This is a genomic window from Natronorubrum tibetense GA33, assembly GCF_000383975.1.
Lineage (GTDB): Archaea > Halobacteriota > Halobacteria > Halobacteriales > Natrialbaceae > Natronorubrum > Natronorubrum tibetense.
This window is the reverse complement of the sequence record NZ_KB913019.1, coordinates 127,883-144,666: the sequence shown is the minus strand read 5'-3', so window position 1 is coordinate 144,666 and position 16,784 is coordinate 127,883. Positions and strand designations below refer to the sequence as shown.

Genomic DNA, 16,784 nt, shown 5'->3' with positions numbered 1-16,784 from the left:
GAAAAGAAACCGCGAACGAGCGCAAACCGGTCGAAGTCCAACCGATCCGTTCTCAATCTTCGGCCGTTTGGACGCTCTCCGTCGTGGATTTTTGACCGAATCGTTTCCAGATGTGGCTCCGAAGTTGCACTGCCATCATCGTCAAGATGACTGCAATGCAGACGAGACGGACCAGCATGTCAGGATAGACCATCGCGAGCACACCGAGCACGAAGAAGACACCCTTGACAGGGAACTTGACGAACGGGCTCTCGTGGAAGAACTTCCCGTAATAGTTGAGACCGTGAGCGATGCCGAGCGCGCCAAGCAGGGCGATGAGTCCCGAGAAGAACGTCTCCATTCCCCAGCCACCGACGACGATTTCTGGATTGTAGATGAACGCGAACGGCAAGACGTAGATCGGCGCAGAGATCTTCAGCGCCTCGTGGACCGTCCGCCAGAAATTGCTTCCCGCAATCCCTGTCGCAACCACGACTGCGATCGCGATTGGGGGCGTCAGCCCTGACAGGATCGCCGCGTACAGCACGAAGAAGTGGGCTGCCAGATCCGGAACGAAGAACTGCTGGACCAGCGCGGGGGCAATCAACGACGCGACGATGACGTACGCCGCGACGGTCGGCATTCCGAGTCCCAGAATGATCGAGATAACCATCGCGAGGATCACTGCGTACAGCATGACGCCGCCAGAAATATCGAGGAGGGCGAGTGAGAGAACGCCCGGAATACCCGAGGCCTCGAAGACGTCGACGACGCCGTTAATCGCCGCAATGATGATCGCGATCGGTGCGAGAATCATCGCGCCCTCTCTGAAGCCGAATGCCGTATCGTGAAGGAGGGAAACGAACTCCTCCTTGACGTCGTCTCCTTCCGAAGCCGCCGTCGCTAACGGGAACCCGAAGCCGGTGATGAACATCACGATGATGGTGTAGAGTGCGGACGTAAGCACGGTGTACTGGAGCACGCCGAGCATATAGATCAGGACGGCGAACGGAATGCCGAATCGGAGACACTGGACCGCAAACTCTTTCGTCGACATCGTTTCGTCGAACTTATCTGCAGCATCGAGTTCGATCGATTTGCCCTGAAGTTCGCCGACGCCCTTGTAGTGAACGGCGATAACGACGGAGCCATAGAAAATGAGGGCAGGAACGATACCTGCGACCATGACTTCCACGTAGGTAATGCCGAGCAGCGAGGCCATCACGAATGCGGCCGCTCCCATGATAGGGGGCATGATCTGCCCGCCGGTCGATGCGACGGATTCGATACCGCCAGCTGTTTCGCTCTTCATTCCGCTCTCTTTCATCAGCGGAATGGTGAACGATCCAGTGATAGCCGTGTTTGCCGCTTGACTTCCGGTAATCGAACCGATGATGATGCTCGAGGTCACCGCGGACAGCGCAATTCCGGAGCGGACGTACGTCGCCATCCGAAACGCGACGCGCATGATGAGATCGAACGCCCCGAAGCCGCGCATTAATCCGGCGTACAGCAGGAATAACGCGACCCACGTCGCGATAATCCTCGATATCGATCCGTATACCCCCTGAAAGTCGAGGACCATGATGTTTGCCGTACGGTTGAGACTGAACCCACCGTGGCGGAGGATACCCGGAGCGAGATCGCCGTAGAGTCCGTAAAGCAACGCGGCAACGATCACGGCCAGGAACGTGAAACCGTAGGCACGATACGAGAGATAGAGGATGACGAGGACGAACGCTGCAGCTAATGCGTACTCTCGAGGTAGCGCGGTGCCAACACGGACCGATAACAGCGTGTTATAGAACGCCGTCATGTAGACAGTCGTCACAATGGTGACGACCGCGGAGACACCGAGACCCGCGACCTCCAGCATTCTTTCGTCCCTGTACGCCTCGATCATTTCGCTACCGAGGTAGACGACGATGATGGCCCCGAGGAAAATCACCGTGAACAGGATGCGATCCATTCGTTGCGTGAACGCATAGTACAGGACCCAGACCCACGTTATAATTGCTAATGCCGTTACTAGGTCGTTGGCGACCTCTAATCGGTCTTTGTTTGAAATTGAGTAAACCATAGTTTGTTGCCCGTAGCGGATGTGGCCGTGAGCTATTCGTCGCCGCGAGTCCAGCTATCGTCCCAAACGCCGTTGTCTTCGTACCAGTCTGCAGCGCCGGGATGAATCGGAATTTCGTCCGTGTGCGTCAGCGCGAACGTGAAGTTATCCGGATCGTCCCAGTCGAGGATCGTCGGATTCGCATCCTGCATCGACTGGTAGTGCTCATGACAGATTTCCATTAGCTCGTACACTGCATCTGCTGGAATCTCGGAGCTGAAGAGATACGGGTAGGTCTCCGTCCAGGTATGTTTCGGGAAGTCGCCTCCCTGAACGTCCTGATCCCACCCGCCGATTTCGTCGACTTCCTCGTAACCTGCGCCGGCGAAATCTTCGGCCGCCTCGATGTAGTCGTCGGTCATCTCGATCGCCCTGACATCGGCACGCGAGTCGATTTCGACCGCCCACGACGGTAACTGGTCGTAGTTCGAACTGTAGGTGACAAACGCATCGACTCGGCCCTCCTCGAGTGCACTCGCTGCCTCGCTGGTTTCGAAGTTAACGACACCCTCCTCCAGATCCTCCCAGAGGCCGGCATTACCGTACATCTCCTCGGTCATCGCACGCAGTCCCCATCCTGCGGGGAGTGCGTAGATATCCTGTCCGGGGAGGTCGTCGGTCGTCTCGATATCGCTGTCCTCGAGGGCCATCCAGTAGAGGTTGAGCGAGAGGTGACCGAAGCCGTGCTGTGGGAACTCCGAAACATCGTCCGGCTCTTCGAACGGACCCGTCTGTTCGAGGGCCTGGTTCAAGATGTAGTTCCCCGCCGAGTAGGAGTTCAGTTCGCCGTCGGCGAACAGTCGAATCGACTGTGGGTCACCACCCGCGTCTTGCGTGATGAAATTGACGGTATCGGACTCTTGGCTAACTACCCGCTGAATCGCCTGTGAGTTCCCGTACGTCGACGACCCTGAGGACGAGGAGCCGACGGTCATGTCGATCGAATCGTCGTCCCCACCCAGACACCCTGCGAGAGCGATCGTCCCGATTCCAGCGGTACCCTTTAACACATCCCTTCGTGACTGATTACCATTCTCAACCATTGTAATAGATGATATAGCCAACCTTATTTAAAACTTTCCCCGAAGACTACGCTTACTTCGCCCCCTATTAAAAGTGGGGCGGACAGATAGCAATATTCCGAGATACTAGTCGAACATAGTTGTGAAAGCGTCCAATATGTATGAACCATATACGATCAGCTGAATGGAATAACTCTACGAACACCGGTAGCTGAGTAATGAGTGTGAACGGGTACCGCCACCCGGATAGCTGGACGCGAGTAGCTGTTCGAGGGATCAAAGATCCCTCGCTGTCCGCGATCGCTTCACGGTCACGTGATGACGAGAGGCCGTTGTCGTTTCGAGGCACTCGACCCCGTCCTCGACGACGTGTTCTCGGAGCGACCGACGAGTGGATGACGATCCTCCAGGACGAAAACGCTCCCTGCACGCCGGTACGGGACGTCGAAACGCTGGTCGACCATCCGCACATCGAGACGCGCGGCATGGTCGCGGAGATGGAACACCCGGAGCTCGAGAGTTCAAGTCGCCGGCTAACCCGGTCAACTTCTCCTCGCTCGAGACCGACGCGAACGGCCAACCACCTCGTCTCGGCGAACACACTGAGGAGGTACTTGCGGAACTCGGGTTCGACGAGTCCGAGCGCGACCGACTTCCGTCGGACGGGCTCGTCTAACGTTAATCGGCGACTCCGGGTCGAGAAACGAGAAATCCTCTGATCGTTCTAACCGACTGCAACAGCTAGACGATTGTAACGGGCCGATCGGAGTCGAGAATAACGTCCTGCGTGACGCTTCCGAACACCGCCTTGCCGACCGGAGACCGCTTCCGACCGGGGACGATGATGGTATCGGCGTCGACCGAGTCGGCGTATTCGACGATTTCGTCCGCAGGATCGCCGTGACGGCGCTCCAGGTCGACCGACACGCCGGCCGCGGTGAGCAAATCCCGAACGGTCACCATCGATTCCGGAAGTGCGTCTTCGTCGTAGAGGTCCTTCGACTTGACGTTGCCCCCGTCGTCGATCGCTTTGAACTCCTTGAAGACGTTCACCACCGATACCGAGAGACTCTCCGGGCCCACGTCGAGCCCCGATTCGCCGATCAGTTCCGTGACGTACTCGGCTGCGTTCTTCGCTCGCGTCTCGTCTTCGTCCACCGGGATGACGAACTGGTACATGGTTTCAACGTATGTTTGGATTCCAGCTATATAACCGTACTCGCGATTTCCCCGAGTACCGACCGGCAAACCCGCCTCAGGAACCGGGCTCGAACTCGTCGGGGGACTCGGGCGGCCCGCGGGCGGCCCGGTAGACCTCGAGTTGATCGAGGAGTCGTTGATCACGTTCGGCCATCGTTCGCTCGAGGTCGGCCTCGGACCAGTCGTAGACGCCGCGGTCGGTCTTCACGCCGAGCCGTCCCTCGGCGACGAGATCGGACAGCACCGACGGCGGCGTCGTCTGCCGGTCGATCTCCTCGAGCAGTTCCGAGAGGACCGTATGATGAACGTCGAGACCGGAGTGATCCCCCTTCTCGAGAACGCCGAGCGTCGGCAGGCGAAAGCCGAACGTGCCTTTTACCGCGCGATCGATGTCCTCGGCGCTCGCGACGCCCGCCCCGAGCAGCGCCCACGCCTCGCGGGCCATCGCCGACTGGATCCGGTTGGCGATGAACCCGGGAATGTCTTCTTCGACGACGACGGGGTCCTTCCCGATTGCCTCGAGAAACGCCGTGGCGACGGCGACGGGTTCGTCCGTGGTGTGCTCGCCGTAGACGACTTCGACGACCGGAACGATGTGCGCCGGGTGGAACCAGTGCATGCCGCAGAATCGCTCCGGGTGGGTGAGCGACGCGGCGAGTTCGGTGATCGACAGCGAAGAGGTGTTCGTCGCCAGCGTCGCGGACGGCGATGCGTGGCGTTCGATCCGTTCGTAGACGGCCGCTTTCGTCTCGCGATCCTCGGTGACCGCTTCGATGATCAGCGGCGCGTCCGCCACGGCAGTCTCGAGATTACTCACGTACGTCACGCGCTCGCGGACCTCGGAGACGTCGGTCACGTCCGCGACCCCGCGGTCGGTGAGGGTCCGAACGGTCGATCGAACCTCCGACTCCGCGTCGCTCAGTGCCTCGTCGTCGATGTCGAACAACGTCACGGGTTGGCCGCCGACCGCGCTGGCGACGGCGATATTACGGCCCATCGTACCAGCGCCGATGATCGCAGGACGGGAAACGGCCTCGCTGTCGCCGGAAGAGTGTCCTTCCATGGTCGACCGTTTCGGGGGCGTCCATTAATGCTTTCGTGGTGGCCCGTCTGGAAGGTGGTAGATGAGTTACCAGAACTACCTCGAGGGCGGGAAGTTGATCCTGACCGTCCCGACGACGGGCGGCGTCCAAGGAAAGGAAGCGAACCCGAACCTCCCGGAACAGCCCGAGGAGATCGCCGAAGCGGCCTCCGAGTGCGAGCAACTCGGTGCGGCTATCGTCCACCTCCACGGGCGTGACGAACACGGCGAGCGAGACGCCGGTCGGCTCCAGGCGGTCAACGAGGCCGTTCGAGATCGCTGCGACGATATCATCATCCAGAACACGACCGGCGGGACGGGGATCCCGCTCGAGGAGCGAGTGACCGGAATCCGAACCGATCCGCTCCCGGAGATGGCGTCGCTCGATATGGGGCCGATGAATCGGTACCAGCACATCACCTCGGAGAACACCCGCCACATGATCGACTCGCTGGCCGAGGAGATGCAGGAGAAGGGGATAAAGCCGGAGATGGAGGTGTTCAACAACGGTCACCTCAACGAAGTACACCGCCTCATCGAGAAGGGGTTGCTGGACGAACCGTACTACATCAATCTCATCTTCGGACCGGGGACGCTCACGCCGCCGACGCCGGAGAACATGGTCAACATGGTGAACAACCTCCCGGAGAACTCGATTTTCAACGTGCTCGCGATCGGCCCACACCAGCTCCCGCTGACGACGATGGGGATCGTGATGGGCGGTCACGTCCGCATCGGGATGGAAGACAACCTCTACTACCGCCGCGGAGAACCCGCCGAAAGCAACGCACAACTCGTCGAACGAACGGTGCGAATCGCCGACCAGCTCGATCGGGACCTCGCGAGCCCCGCGGAAGCGCGTGAACTCCTCGGCATGTCGTCGGAGTAATCGTGGGCTCCGTTCGGTGAACGACGGTCGCCGTCGATTTTCGGGCGAGTTAATCGGATTCGGCGTCGAGGTAAAACTCGCAGTCTCGCTCGTGGTCCAGTTCGTGGCGGTCGTTGCAGACGTCCGCTCGCATCGGCGAGACGAACTCCTCGACGACGCCGCAGTAGGCGCGTTCGGTATCGAACTCCAGGTCACCGTCGGATCGTCGGTACGAGAGGTACGGACAGGCCATGGTTCCACCCAGACGGCCGATCTACGAATAGCTACTGGTAGTGTGGGGACCGGAGAGATTTTATGCCAGTTCGCGTACCATGCGGTATCATGCAACGGAACCCCGATTCGAGCTCCGACTGCGCGTTTCTGGACGACGCAGTCACCGACGGACGGGTCGCCCACACCGAGAGCGTGCGCGAACAGTACGCGACCGACGAGAGCCCGCACGCCGGCCGCACGCCGGACGCCGTCGTCTGGCCGGCGTCGGCCGACGAGGTCGCAGCCGTCCTCGCGGAAGCCAACGATCGCGACATCCCCGTGACGCCGCGGTCGGGCGGTTCGGGTCTCGAGGGAAACGCGATTCCGTCCGCCGGCGGCATCGTCCTCAGCACGGCCGAGATCGAACACGTCGAGGTGTCGCCGGCTGACTTGCAGGCGACGGTCGGCGCGGGCGTCGTCTACGACGACTTGAACGACAAACTGGCTTCGAACGGACTGCGGTTCGCGCCCGGTATCTCGAGCGGGGAGGTGGCAACGATCGGGGGAATGGTCGCGACGAACGCGAGCGGGTTCAACGCGGTCCGCTACGGCGAAACGCGCGACCACGTTCGGCGGCTCGAGGTCGTCACCGCCGACGGACGCATCGTGGAGTGCGGCAGAGACGTCGTCAAGACGTCCGCGGGGTACAGTCTGAAGGACCTCTTCGTCGGGAGCGAGGGCACCCTCGGCGTCGTCACCGAAGTAACGCTCGGGCTGGTCGGCATCCCCGAGTATCGCCGGGCGGCACTGGTGACGTTCCCGTCGCGCGCCGCCGCATCGCGGGCCGTCGCGGACGCCATCGGATCGGCGCTGGTCCCCGGTGCGATCGAGTTCATCGACACGACGGCGATGAAGATGCTGAACGCCTACCACGACGATGTCTCCTTCGAGGAACGGCCGACGCTGATCATCGAGCTACACGCGAACAACGCCGGGATCGAGGAGGACCTCGAGTTCGCGAAGGCCATCTGTGAGGACCACGGGATGCTCTCGTGGGAGGCCGCGGCCGAGGAGAACCTGGGCGATATCTGGCAGGCTCGCCGGGACAAGTACCCGGCGACCCAGTCCTACCGCGAGGGGTGGGAGGTCGCGCTCGTTGGTGACGTGGTCGTCCCGATCTCCCGGTATCCGGAAATCGTCGAGGAGGTCTCCCAAGCCAGCGAGGAACTCGATCTGCTGACCTCCTGTGTCGGTCACGCGGGCGACGGAAATCTTCACTTCACCTCGCTCGTCGATCCCGAGGACGAGGAGATGGTCGCACGAGCGAACGAACTGAACGAGCGCGTCGTCAGAAAAGCGATCGCGCTCGGCGGCAGCGCGACCGGCGAACACGGGGTCGGCATCGGGAAGCGCAAGTTCATGGACGAGGAACACGGCCCGGCGATCGATCTCATGCGTTCGATAAAGGACACGTTCGACCCGAACGGAATCTTGAACCCCGGAAAGGTCCTCCCCGAACTGCCGACCGACGAGCGGTAACACGAACCGCGAGTTGCCCCTCAGTCAGTGCGCCCATAGATTAATATGACCGACCGGGAATGTGTTTTGTGGTACCATGTATGCAGACTTCGCGTCGCGGTTAGCCTCGAGCATCTGGCCCGACTTCGGTCAAACGCCAGGTCGCTCGACCGAGACACCCGAGATCACCGGTCTCGAGACGATCGTCGTCGACGGAAACTTCCCGTGGACGATCGTTCGGCTCGAGACCGACGCCGGCGTCGTCGGTATCGGCGAGTCCTATCCCTCGCCGGGCGTCCACGAGGTGATCACCGACTACTTCGAACCCGTACTCGTCGGCGAGAACCCGCTGGACGTCGAGCGACTCTACCATCTCATGCGCGAGAGCCTCTCGGGCCGCGGCTCGCAGCAGGGGATCGGCACGATCGCGATCAGCGGGATCGAACTCGCGCTCTGGGACGCCGCCGGGAAGATCCTCGAACAGCCGGTGTACCAACTGCTGGGCGGCAAGATGCGCGAAGAGGTCCGGATGTACGCGGACTGCCACGCCGGCGAGGGGATGGTCGAGTCGGCCCTCAACGAACAGCCGGAAGAAACGTACGAGGCGCAGGCCTACGCCCGGGCGGCACGGGCGGCGGTCGACGACGGCTACGAGATCATCAAGTTCGACCTCGACGTCCCGTCGGGCCGCGATATCGACACGCTCGCGCGCCACTTCGACGGTCCCGAGATCGAACACAAGCGCGGGCTGGTCGAAGCCGTGACGGAGGAAGTCGGCGACGAAGCGGAAGTCGCAGTCGACCTCCACTGGAACTTCAGCGTCGAGGCGACCGAAAAGCTGTGTGCGGCCCTCGAGCCGTACGACCTCGCGTGGATCGAGGACCCGCTGCCGCCGGAAAACGCCGACGCGCTGGCGACGCTCAACCGAAGCGTCGAGCAGCCGCTGCTCACCGGGGAGAACCGATACGGCCGCCACGGCTTTCGCGACCTCGTCGAGGAGGAAGCCGTCTCCTTCGTCGCACCCGACGTGCCGAAGACCGGCGGCATCGCGGAGACGAAGAAGATCGCCGAACTGGCCGACACCTACTACCTGACGATGTGTCCCCACAATATCGGCAGTCCCGTCGCGACGATGGCCGGCGTTCACGTCGGGGCGACGGTCCCGAACTTCCTCGCGCTCGAGTTCCACGCTCGAGACGTCCCGTGGTGGGACGACCTCGTCGCCGCCGACGAACCGCTCATCCAGGACGGTCGTATCGAGGTTCCCGACGAGCCGGGGCTCGGGATCGAACTCGATTGGGACGTCGTCGAGGAACACCGAAAGCAGTAGCGAGGGGGCCCGGACGGCGCGGACGCTCCCCCCGTCGTCTGCGATGGTCGGCGAGTGAGAATCGAATCCGAAATCGGCCGTCCGTTGGTTCGTGAAGACTCCGATACTATTGCCCGATACCGGTGCGTAACGCGTCCCGTTCAGTCGTCGACGATAGCGAACGCGCGGATCGGACTCGCCGTCGCCCCGCTGAGCGGAAGGGGCGTCGCGCTGAAGACGAATCGGTGGGACGGAATCTCGTCGATATTCCGGAGGTTTTCGACGATGAGCGTGTAGGAGTCCGGGGCCCCTTCTCTGAGGAGGACGCGGTGAGCCGGCATTGAGACGTCGCCGGCGATGTCGACGTTCCCGCAGTCGATGCCGACGACGCTCACGTCACGCTCGTAGAGCCACTCCGCGCCAGCTTCCGAAAGCCCCGGGTGCTCCCCGAGGTACGTCGCTTCGTCGTCCGGCAGGTAGTCGTCCCAGCCGGTGTACAACAACACCGAGTCACCGCGTTCGACCTCGATGCCGGCATCGGATGCAGCGTCTTCGAGCACTTCGGGGCCGATCTCCCCCTTCGGTCCAACGTCGGAGACGTCGAGCCAGACGGCCGGGCCGTGACACTCCTCGAGACCGATCTCGTCGATCGTTTTGCCGTCCGGATGGAGGTGAAACGGCGCGTCGATGTGCGTCCCGTTGTGTTCGGCGATGTAGACGAAGCCGTTGACCAGCGACAGGTCGTCGACCCCCTTTCCGCGCCAGGTGTCTTCGGCCTGCTCGTGGTTCATTCGAGTGCCGGAGAGGAACAGCGGGCTTCGCCCGTGATTCGGATGGTTCGCCATCTCTTCCGTGATCTCTGCAGTCAGGTCGATCAGTTGAGACACGATAACACGTGTGACCGGTCAGCTAATAACTGTTCTCACGATCAGTCATAGAGCCCGTTCGCGACCACGATCCGGTTGATTTCGTTCGTTCCCTCGTAGATCTGCATCCCCTTCGCGACGCGCATACGCCGTTCGAGTGGGTAGCCCTTCGAGTAGCCCCGGGAGCCGTGAACCTGGACGGCTTCGGTCGTCACGTCCATCGCGACATCCGTCGCCTTCGTCTTCGCCATCGCCGCCTCGGAGGTGACTCGCTCGCCGCGGTCCCGCTTCGCCGCGGCGGAGAGGGTGAGCAGCCGCGACGCTTCGATCTCGATCGCCATATCCGCGAGCTTGAACGAGATCCCCTGAAACTCCCGGATCGGCTGTCCGAACTGCTCGCGCTCGTCGGCGAACGCCACGCTGTCCTCGAACGATCCCTGCGCCACGCCGACGCCTTGCGCGGCCGTTCCGATTCGACCGATGTCCAGCCCCTCGAGGACGTATCGGAGGCCCTTCCCCGATTCCCCAATGACGTTCTCCGCCGGAACCCGAACGTCGTCGAACCGTATTTCGGTCTCGATCGAGGCGTCGCCTTCCATACACGGGATGTCGCGAACGAACTCGAGGCCGTCTCGCTCGGCCGGCTTTGGGACGCCGATCAGGCTGACTCCCTCGTCCGTTCGGACGCCGACGACCAGGAAATTCGCGATGCTTCCGTTCGTCGTCCATACCTTCTCGCCGTCGAGGACGTACTCGTCGCCGTCTCGAGTCGCCGTGGTCTCGAGCGAGCCGGCGTCGCTGCCGGCGTTCGGTTCGGTCAGCGAGAGCGCCGGAATCCACGCTCCCGAGCAGATGTTTCCGAGCCACTCCTCGCGTTGCCACTCCGCGCCGAACTCGTGGATCGGATAGCCGACGAGACTGCCGGCGACCGAGGCGGTTCCGGCGAGGAGCTTCCAGCTTCGGGAGAGCTCCTCGATGGTGATGGCGTAAGAGCGGTAATCGAGGCCGAGCCCGTCGTACTCCGTCCCGTACTGGACCCCGTGGAATCCGGCCTCGGCGACCCGTTCGACGACGTCCGTCGGAAACGTGCCGGACGATTCGTACTCGTCGACGTGCGGTTCGACCTCCGCTTTGCAGAACTGGCGTACTGACTCTCGGTGTTCCTGGTGGGACTCCGAGAGCTCGAGCGTTGTTATCATGGTATCACGTGCGACCGGGACGATCGCAGTCGTACCTTGGTGGGATCCCACATAATTCCGTGGGATGGCCCGCCACCACACGCTCAGTCCGAGCGACGGACAGCAGCATTATTACGGTGTACTTCGATATCGTCGTGTGTGACACAGCCAACCACTGCCGACCTTCTGGGACAGGCCGCGGCCCGGTTTCCGGATCGAGCCGCGCTCCGAGAGCCGGCACGCGACGAGACGGTATCCTTCGCGGAACTGGACGAGCGTGCGCGGGATATCGCAAGCGGACTGCTCGAGGCCGGCTTCGAACCCGGAGCGCACCTCTCGGCCCTGTTGACCGATTCGATCGAGTTCGTCGAACTCCTGTTCGCGTCGGCGTACGCCGGACTCGTATTCAACCCGATCAGTTACCGAGTCCCACCGAAGCGGCTGTCGTACGTCCTCGAGCACGCCGAATCGGCCGGACTCGTCTTCGACAAGGAGTGTCTGGAGACCGTCGATGCGCTCGAGGCCGAAGAGTTGCCGAACCTGGTCGTCGGAGTCGGTGTCGACGCCGAATCGGTCGACGTGTCGTACGGGCAACTCGAGGAAGGCGATGATGCTGACACGGACCGGATGCGAGACGCCGACGAGGTCGACGTCACCGTCGACGAGTCCGACCCCGCGCTACTCCTCTACACCTCGGGGACGACCGGGCGTCCGAAAGGCGTCCTCCACTCCCACCGGACCGTCGTGAACGCCGCGCTCGTCTCGCTCCCGTACAATCGGCTCCGGCCGACGGACGTCAACGTCGCGCTCGGCCCGCTCTATCACGTCGGGCCGCTGCTCTGTAACGTCCTGCCGGCGCTGAACGTCGGCGCGTGCAACGTCGTCCAGCACGAGTTCGATCCGGCGACGACGCTCGAGCGGATCGAATCGGAGGGAATCACGACCATGTGGGGAGTGCCGACGCACGTGCGAGCGCTGGTCGACGAGCCCTCGATCGAGGATCGCGACATCGAACACGTGCGAATGATCCAGTACTCCGGCGCGGCGATGCCCGCCGCCGTCGCGAAGCGAGCGCGGGACCACGTGTCGGACTGCGAGTTCGTGAACGCGTACGGAACGACGGAGATCGTCTTCGGGACGCTGATCTACCCGGAGTTCCACGACGACAAGTTGGGAAGTATCGGACAGGCCGCCCCGAACGCGGCCGTTCGGGTCGTCGATTCGGAGAACCCCGTTCCGAACGCCGTCGTCGACACCGACGAGGTGGGCGAACTCCTCGTGAACGCGTCCACCTGTATGCTCGAGTACTGGCGAGACCCGGAGGCGACTGACGTGGCGATCGTCGACGGCTGGTATCGAACCGGAGACCTCGGGCGTAGAGACGAGGACGGCTTCCTCTACTTCGTCGACCGAAAGGACGACATGATCGTCAGCGGCGGCGAGAACATCTATCCGGCGGAAGTCGAGGACCTCCTCCACGGCCATCCGGACGTCGTCTCGGGTGCGGTCGTCGGCGTCCCCGACGACGAGTGGGGAGAAGTCGTCACCGCGTTCGTCGTTCCGGCGACCGAGGACCTATCGAGCGACGACCTCGAGGCCTTCTTCGTTGCGTCCGACGAACTCGAGTCGTTCAAACGTCCCCGTCAGTACGTCTTCGAACAGGAGTTGCCGAAGACGAGCAGCGACAAAATCGACCGTCGGGCACTCCTCGAGTCGGTGACGACGGACTGACGGAAGCGACCGATCGACTAACGGAAGCGACCGGCCGACGGAACCAACTACTGCATCCGCTGACCGCCGTTGATGTTCAGCGTTTCGCCGGTGACAAAGGAAGCGTCCCGAAGGTACGCGGCCGCCTGTCCGATATCCTCGGGCTTCCCCAATCGGCCGACCGGAATCACCTCCTGGCGCTTGCGCTCCTTCTCTTCTTCCGAGGTCGTCGCGTCGGTCATATCCGTCTCGATGAACCCCGGCGCGATGGCGTTCACGCGAATCGTCGGCCCGAACTCGAGCGCGTGGCTCTTCGTGAGCCCGATGATGCCGACCTTCGACGTCGCGTAGTGCGGTTCGTAGTCCGCGCCGCTGTACGCGAGTCGCGACGAGAGGTTGATCACCGAGGGCCCCTCGGAGACGGTCGACTCCTCGAGATGCGGGAGTGCGGCCTTCGTCACTGCGAACGTCCCGGCGACGTTGATGTTCAGCAGTCGCTGGAAGTCTTCGGGCGAGAGCTCGGGGGTGTATCGGTGCTGGTTGATTCCGGCGTTGTTGATCACGTGGTCGAGAGAGCCGAACGCGTCGACCGCGTCGTCGACACACGCCTCGACAGCGTCCGGATCGGCGACATCGGCCTGTACCGCGAGGGCGGACTGGTCGGTTTCGCTCTCGATCGTTTCGACGACCTCGCGTGCGGCCGATTCGCTGCTCCGGTAGTTTACCGCGACGTCGTAGCCGTCGGCGGCGAACTGTTCCGCGATTGCGCGGCCGATGCCTCGAGACGCTCCCGTAACGAGTGCTGCAGGCATACACGTACGATCGCAGGAACGCACCAATAGTGTTACCCTCGAACCGGGCACCTCGTCTTAGAGCGATTCGAGTGCCCGTTCGAAGGCCGCCGAGATCGTTACGATGTCCTCGTCGTCCATCGCCGTCGAGAGGTTGCCCATCCCGCGCGGTGCGAGGAAGATACCTTCGCGCCGCATCGCGTGAAAGAGCGGTTCGGAGAGGGAGCCACCCGCACCGGACGAACGCCAGTCTCGAACCGGACCGTCCGTGAAGTGAATCTGGAATAGCGATCCCTCACCGGTGATCGTGATCTGCTGGCTCGAGGCGTCGCCGACCTGCTGAAGACGCTCTCGCAGTTCGTTGCCGCGGCGGTTCAGTTCGACGATAGCGTCCTCGTCGAGTTCCTCGAGTGTCGCTACGCCACCGATCATCGTCGCAGGGTTCGCGTTGAACGTCCCCGAGTGATCGATCGAGCCGGTTTCGGGGTGAAACTGTGCCATCAACTGCTCGCGTCCGGCGACGGCGCCGACCGGCAATCCGCCGCCGATCAGTTTGCCGAGCGCCGTCAAGTCCGGTTCGACGTCGCGTCGCTCTTGTGCGCCACCGGGAGCGAGCCGGAACGACATCACCTCGTCGAAGATCAGCGGTACATCGGCGTCCGTCGTCACGTCGCGAGCCGTCCGCAGGAATTCGTCCGTCGCCGGAATCATGCCGCCGGCCCCGAGTATCGGCTCGAGAATGAGACACGCCATCTCGTCGCCGACGGCCTCGAACGTCGCCTTGAGCTGCTCGGTGTCGTTGTAGCTCACCGTTTGGACCCGACGTTCGGCGGAGCGCGGGATCCCCTTGTGCGCTCGACCGTCGCCCGAAACGCCGATTTCGACGATATCGTGGGTGCCGTGATAGCCGCCGTCGATCTTGCAGATTCGCTCCTCTCCGGTCCAGGCCATCGCTGCTCGAATCGCGTTCATCGTCGCCTCGGTTCCGGAGTTGCAGAAGCGAACCCGATCGATCGAATCGACACGGTCAACGAGCAGTTCGGCCAGTTCGACGGCGGGTTCGGTCGGAGCGGCAACCCCGTTTCCCGCGCGAAATCGGTCACAGACTGCCTCAACAACCGGATCGGGCGCGTGCCCGAGGACGCTCTGGGTGTAGTTGTTGAGGACGTCGAGCAACGTCTCGCCGTCGACCATCCGCAGGGACGCGCCGCTCGCAGAGTCGACGAACGAGGGATACGGCCGGTGGTAGGTGACCGATCGCGTGTCGCCGCCGGGCATCACCGACCGAGCCCGCTCGGCCAGGGCTCTAGACTGCGGCGTCGCGCGTTCGTACGACTCCCGGACCTCGGCCGAAACGACCGTCTCATCCGTCGGGTCTGTTGGGTTAGTCATCGAGTTAGGCGTCCGGCCAGCGCTCGATGTAGACGGCTTTGTCGGTGTAGAAGTGGATCATATCCTCGCCCTGGGCGTGGAGGTCGCCGAAGAACGAATCCTTCCAGCCGCCGAAGTGGAAAAAGGCCATCGGAGCCGAGGTGCCAACGTTGACGCCGAGGTTACCAATTTCGCCCTCGTGGCGGAATTTTCGTGCGTCTGCACCGCTGCCGGTGAACAGACTCGCCGCGTTGCCGAACCGACTCTGGTTCATCCGTTCGATCGCCTCGTCGACGTCCGAGACGGCTGCGAGACCGAGCACCGGACCGAAGATCTCCTCCTGAGAGATTACCATGTCCTCGGTGACATCGCCGAAGACCGTCGGGGCGAGGAAGTTGCCGTCCTCGTAGCCCTCGACGGTGACGTCGCGACCGTCGAGGAGGAGCTCCGCGCCTTCTTCGATACCGGTCTGGATGTAGTTTCGAACCGTCTGCTCGTGTTCGGGGCTGATGAGCGCCCCGATATCGGTCTCCTCGTCGAGGCCGTACCCCACGACCTGTGAGGCGGCCTCGTCGACGACGAGATCGGTGAACTCCTCGTACACCGACTCTTCGATCAGGGCGATGTCGTTGGCGAGACAGCGTTCGCCGCCGCACGCGAAGGCGGAGGAAACGGTCTTCTCCGCTGCGAACTCGAGATCAGCGGTTTCCGTGACGATGATGTGGTTTTTCGCCCCACCCTGGGCCTGGGCGCGCTTACCGTTTTTCGCCGCGCGTTCGTAGACGAGCTTCGCGATGGGGGTGCTGCCGACGAAGGACGCACCCTCGACGCCCTCGTGGTCGAGGAGCGCGTTGACGGTATCGGGGCCGCCGTTGACGAGTTGGAGGACGCCGTCGGGGAAGCCCGCCTCGTCGACGAGTTCGAACAGTCGCTGTGCGACGAGCGGGTTCTGCTCGCTGGGCTTGAGGATGAAACTGTTACCGGTCGCGACGGCGTACGGCAGGAACCACAGCGGAATCATGCCGGGGAAATTGAAGGGGGTAATCGCGGTGAAGACGCCCAGCGGCTTGCGAACGGCGCTCTCATCGATTTCTGGAGCGGCGTTCAGCAGGGAGCCGCTCTGCATCATCGACGGGATACCGCAGGCGACTTCGACGTTCTCGATGCCGCGGCGAAGTTCACCCCGGGCCTCCGCGAGGGTCTTCCCGTGATCCTGAACGAGCAGTTCCGCGAGCTCGTCCTGGTGGTCCTCGAGCAGTTGCTTCAGTTCGAACAGTGGTTGAATCCGTTCTTCGACCGGACGGGCCGACCACTCCTCGAACGCTTCGTTGCCGGTTCGGACGATTTCGTCGACGTCGTCGGACGAACTGAACGGAACCGTTGCCAACTCCTCTCCCGTTGCCGGGTTCACGCTCGTCAACTCGTCTGTGCCTGCGGCGTCCCGCCAGTCACCGTCTACGTAGTTGCGGACTATGCTGCTCTGACCGATCGACTCTAGTTCGACCATAGGGGGATTACCGTAAGTGATGAAATAAAATCTTCGGTAGATCAGGAGGATG

Annotated in this window: 15 protein-coding genes; 5 read left to right on the top strand and 10 right to left on the bottom strand. The window is 62.6% G+C overall.

Annotation, left to right across the window (positions count from 1 at the left end; translation table 11 throughout):
- Nucleotides 1-52: 52 nt before the first annotated feature.
- Together NATTI_RS0122625 and NATTI_RS0122620 are read right to left on the bottom strand one after the other, a co-directional pair.
- Nucleotides 53-2,059, bottom strand: a complete 2,007-nt coding sequence (locus NATTI_RS0122625) for a TRAP transporter permease (RefSeq protein ID WP_027119274.1) — start codon at nucleotides 2,057-2,059, stop codon at nucleotides 53-55.
- A 32-nt stretch (nucleotides 2,060-2,091) separates the two neighbouring features.
- The gene (locus NATTI_RS0122620; protein ID WP_006091268.1) at nucleotides 2,092-3,108 is read right to left on the bottom strand and encodes a TAXI family TRAP transporter solute-binding subunit; all 1,017 of its coding nucleotides are present in this window, start codon (nucleotides 3,106-3,108) and stop codon (nucleotides 2,092-2,094) included.
- Between the two features lie 230 nt (nucleotides 3,109-3,338).
- Between NATTI_RS0122620 and NATTI_RS27450 the strand changes: the two genes are divergently transcribed.
- Nucleotides 3,339-3,839: a CoA transferase gene (locus tag NATTI_RS27450; RefSeq protein WP_338045772.1), complete on the top strand. Its 501-nt coding sequence runs from the start codon at nucleotides 3,339-3,341 to the stop codon at nucleotides 3,837-3,839.
- Between the two features lie 22 nt (nucleotides 3,840-3,861).
- Here NATTI_RS27450 and NATTI_RS0122605 read toward each other — a convergent pair whose 3' ends face one another.
- Nucleotides 3,862-4,299: a universal stress protein gene (locus NATTI_RS0122605; protein ID WP_006091265.1), complete on the bottom strand. Its 438-nt coding sequence runs from the start codon at nucleotides 4,297-4,299 to the stop codon at nucleotides 3,862-3,864.
- A 76-nt stretch (nucleotides 4,300-4,375) separates the two neighbouring features.
- On the bottom strand, nucleotides 4,376-5,383 hold the full coding sequence (locus NATTI_RS0122600; protein ID WP_006091263.1) for a 3-hydroxyacyl-CoA dehydrogenase family protein: 1,008 nt from the start codon (nucleotides 5,381-5,383) through the stop codon (nucleotides 4,376-4,378).
- Nucleotides 5,384-5,444: 61 nt separating this feature from the next.
- Between NATTI_RS0122600 and NATTI_RS0122595 the strand changes: the two genes are divergently transcribed.
- Nucleotides 5,445-6,290, top strand: a complete 846-nt coding sequence (locus NATTI_RS0122595) for a BKACE family enzyme (RefSeq protein ID WP_006091262.1) — start codon at nucleotides 5,445-5,447, stop codon at nucleotides 6,288-6,290.
- A 49-nt stretch (nucleotides 6,291-6,339) separates the two neighbouring features.
- On the opposite strand, the gene NATTI_RS0122590 is transcribed toward NATTI_RS0122595, so the two are convergent.
- On the bottom strand, nucleotides 6,340-6,522 hold the full coding sequence (locus tag NATTI_RS0122590; RefSeq protein WP_006091260.1) for a hypothetical protein: 183 nt from the start codon (nucleotides 6,520-6,522) through the stop codon (nucleotides 6,340-6,342).
- Between the two features lie 89 nt (nucleotides 6,523-6,611).
- Here NATTI_RS0122590 and NATTI_RS0122585 point away from each other — a divergent pair, with 89 nt between their 5' ends.
- Both NATTI_RS0122585 and NATTI_RS0122580 read left to right on the top strand, forming a co-directional pair.
- Nucleotides 6,612-8,021, top strand: coding sequence for an FAD-binding oxidoreductase (locus NATTI_RS0122585; protein WP_006091258.1), 1,410 nt, complete (start codon nucleotides 6,612-6,614; stop codon nucleotides 8,019-8,021).
- A 76-nt stretch (nucleotides 8,022-8,097) separates the two neighbouring features.
- Nucleotides 8,098-9,330 carry a mandelate racemase/muconate lactonizing enzyme family protein gene (locus NATTI_RS0122580; RefSeq protein WP_006091256.1) on the top strand — a complete coding sequence of 411 codons (1,233 nt, stop codon included), beginning with the start codon at nucleotides 8,098-8,100 and terminating at the stop codon, nucleotides 9,328-9,330.
- Between the two features lie 140 nt (nucleotides 9,331-9,470).
- On the opposite strand, the gene NATTI_RS0122575 is transcribed toward NATTI_RS0122580, so the two are convergent.
- Complete coding sequence (locus tag NATTI_RS0122575) at nucleotides 9,471-10,196, bottom strand: cyclase family protein (protein ID WP_006091254.1); 726 nt, start codon at nucleotides 10,194-10,196, stop codon at nucleotides 9,471-9,473.
- 41 nt (nucleotides 10,197-10,237) lie between these two features.
- A complete protein-coding gene (locus tag NATTI_RS0122570) occupies nucleotides 10,238-11,374 on the bottom strand; it encodes an acyl-CoA dehydrogenase family protein (RefSeq protein WP_006091252.1) in 1,137 nt (378 codons plus the stop codon).
- Between the two features lie 138 nt (nucleotides 11,375-11,512).
- Between NATTI_RS0122570 and NATTI_RS0122565 the strand changes: the two genes are divergently transcribed.
- The gene (locus NATTI_RS0122565) at nucleotides 11,513-13,084 is read left to right on the top strand and encodes a class I adenylate-forming enzyme family protein (protein ID WP_006091250.1); all 1,572 of its coding nucleotides are present in this window, start codon (nucleotides 11,513-11,515) and stop codon (nucleotides 13,082-13,084) included.
- Nucleotides 13,085-13,131: 47 nt separating this feature from the next.
- Here NATTI_RS0122565 and NATTI_RS0122560 read toward each other — a convergent pair whose 3' ends face one another.
- Genes NATTI_RS0122560 through NATTI_RS0122550 form a run of 3 tightly spaced genes read right to left on the bottom strand, consistent with a single transcriptional unit; the run spans nucleotide 13,132 to nucleotide 16,732 of the window.
- Nucleotides 13,132-13,875 (bottom strand): SDR family NAD(P)-dependent oxidoreductase, encoded by a 744-nt coding sequence (locus NATTI_RS0122560; protein ID WP_006091248.1) that lies wholly within the window; start codon nucleotides 13,873-13,875, stop codon nucleotides 13,132-13,134.
- Between the two features lie 57 nt (nucleotides 13,876-13,932).
- A complete protein-coding gene (locus tag NATTI_RS0122555) occupies nucleotides 13,933-15,246 on the bottom strand; it encodes an aspartate aminotransferase family protein (protein ID WP_006091247.1) in 1,314 nt (437 codons plus the stop codon).
- A 4-nt stretch (nucleotides 15,247-15,250) separates the two neighbouring features.
- Nucleotides 15,251-16,732 carry a CoA-acylating methylmalonate-semialdehyde dehydrogenase gene (locus NATTI_RS0122550; RefSeq protein WP_006091245.1) on the bottom strand — a complete coding sequence of 494 codons (1,482 nt, stop codon included), beginning with the start codon at nucleotides 16,730-16,732 and terminating at the stop codon, nucleotides 15,251-15,253.
- Nucleotides 16,733-16,784: the final 52 nt, after the last annotated feature.

Coding starts and splice junctions, on each gene's coding strand:
- NATTI_RS0122625 (WP_027119274.1), bottom strand. CDS start 2,059: ATGGTTTACTCAATTTCAAACAAAGACCGATTAGAGGTCGCCAACGAC.
- NATTI_RS27450 (WP_338045772.1), top strand. CDS start 3,339: ATGAGTGTGAACGGGTACCGCCACCCGGATAGCTGGACGCGAGTAGCT.
- NATTI_RS0122605 (WP_006091265.1), bottom strand. CDS start 4,299: ATGTACCAGTTCGTCATCCCGGTGGACGAAGACGAGACGCGAGCGAAG.
- NATTI_RS0122600 (WP_006091263.1), bottom strand. CDS start 5,383: ATGGAAGGACACTCTTCCGGCGACAGCGAGGCCGTTTCCCGTCCTGCG.
- NATTI_RS0122595 (WP_006091262.1), top strand. CDS start 5,445: ATGAGTTACCAGAACTACCTCGAGGGCGGGAAGTTGATCCTGACCGTC.
- NATTI_RS0122590 (WP_006091260.1), bottom strand. CDS start 6,522: ATGGCCTGTCCGTACCTCTCGTACCGACGATCCGACGGTGACCTGGAG.
- NATTI_RS0122585 (WP_006091258.1), top strand. CDS start 6,612: ATGCAACGGAACCCCGATTCGAGCTCCGACTGCGCGTTTCTGGACGAC.
- NATTI_RS0122580 (WP_006091256.1), top strand. CDS start 8,098: ATGTATGCAGACTTCGCGTCGCGGTTAGCCTCGAGCATCTGGCCCGAC.
- NATTI_RS0122570 (WP_006091252.1), bottom strand. CDS start 11,374: ATGATAACAACGCTCGAGCTCTCGGAGTCCCACCAGGAACACCGAGAG.
- NATTI_RS0122560 (WP_006091248.1), bottom strand. CDS start 13,875: ATGCCTGCAGCACTCGTTACGGGAGCGTCTCGAGGCATCGGCCGCGCA.
- NATTI_RS0122555 (WP_006091247.1), bottom strand. CDS start 15,246: ATGACTAACCCAACAGACCCGACGGATGAGACGGTCGTTTCGGCCGAG.
- NATTI_RS0122550 (WP_006091245.1), bottom strand. CDS start 16,732: ATGGTCGAACTAGAGTCGATCGGTCAGAGCAGCATAGTCCGCAACTAC.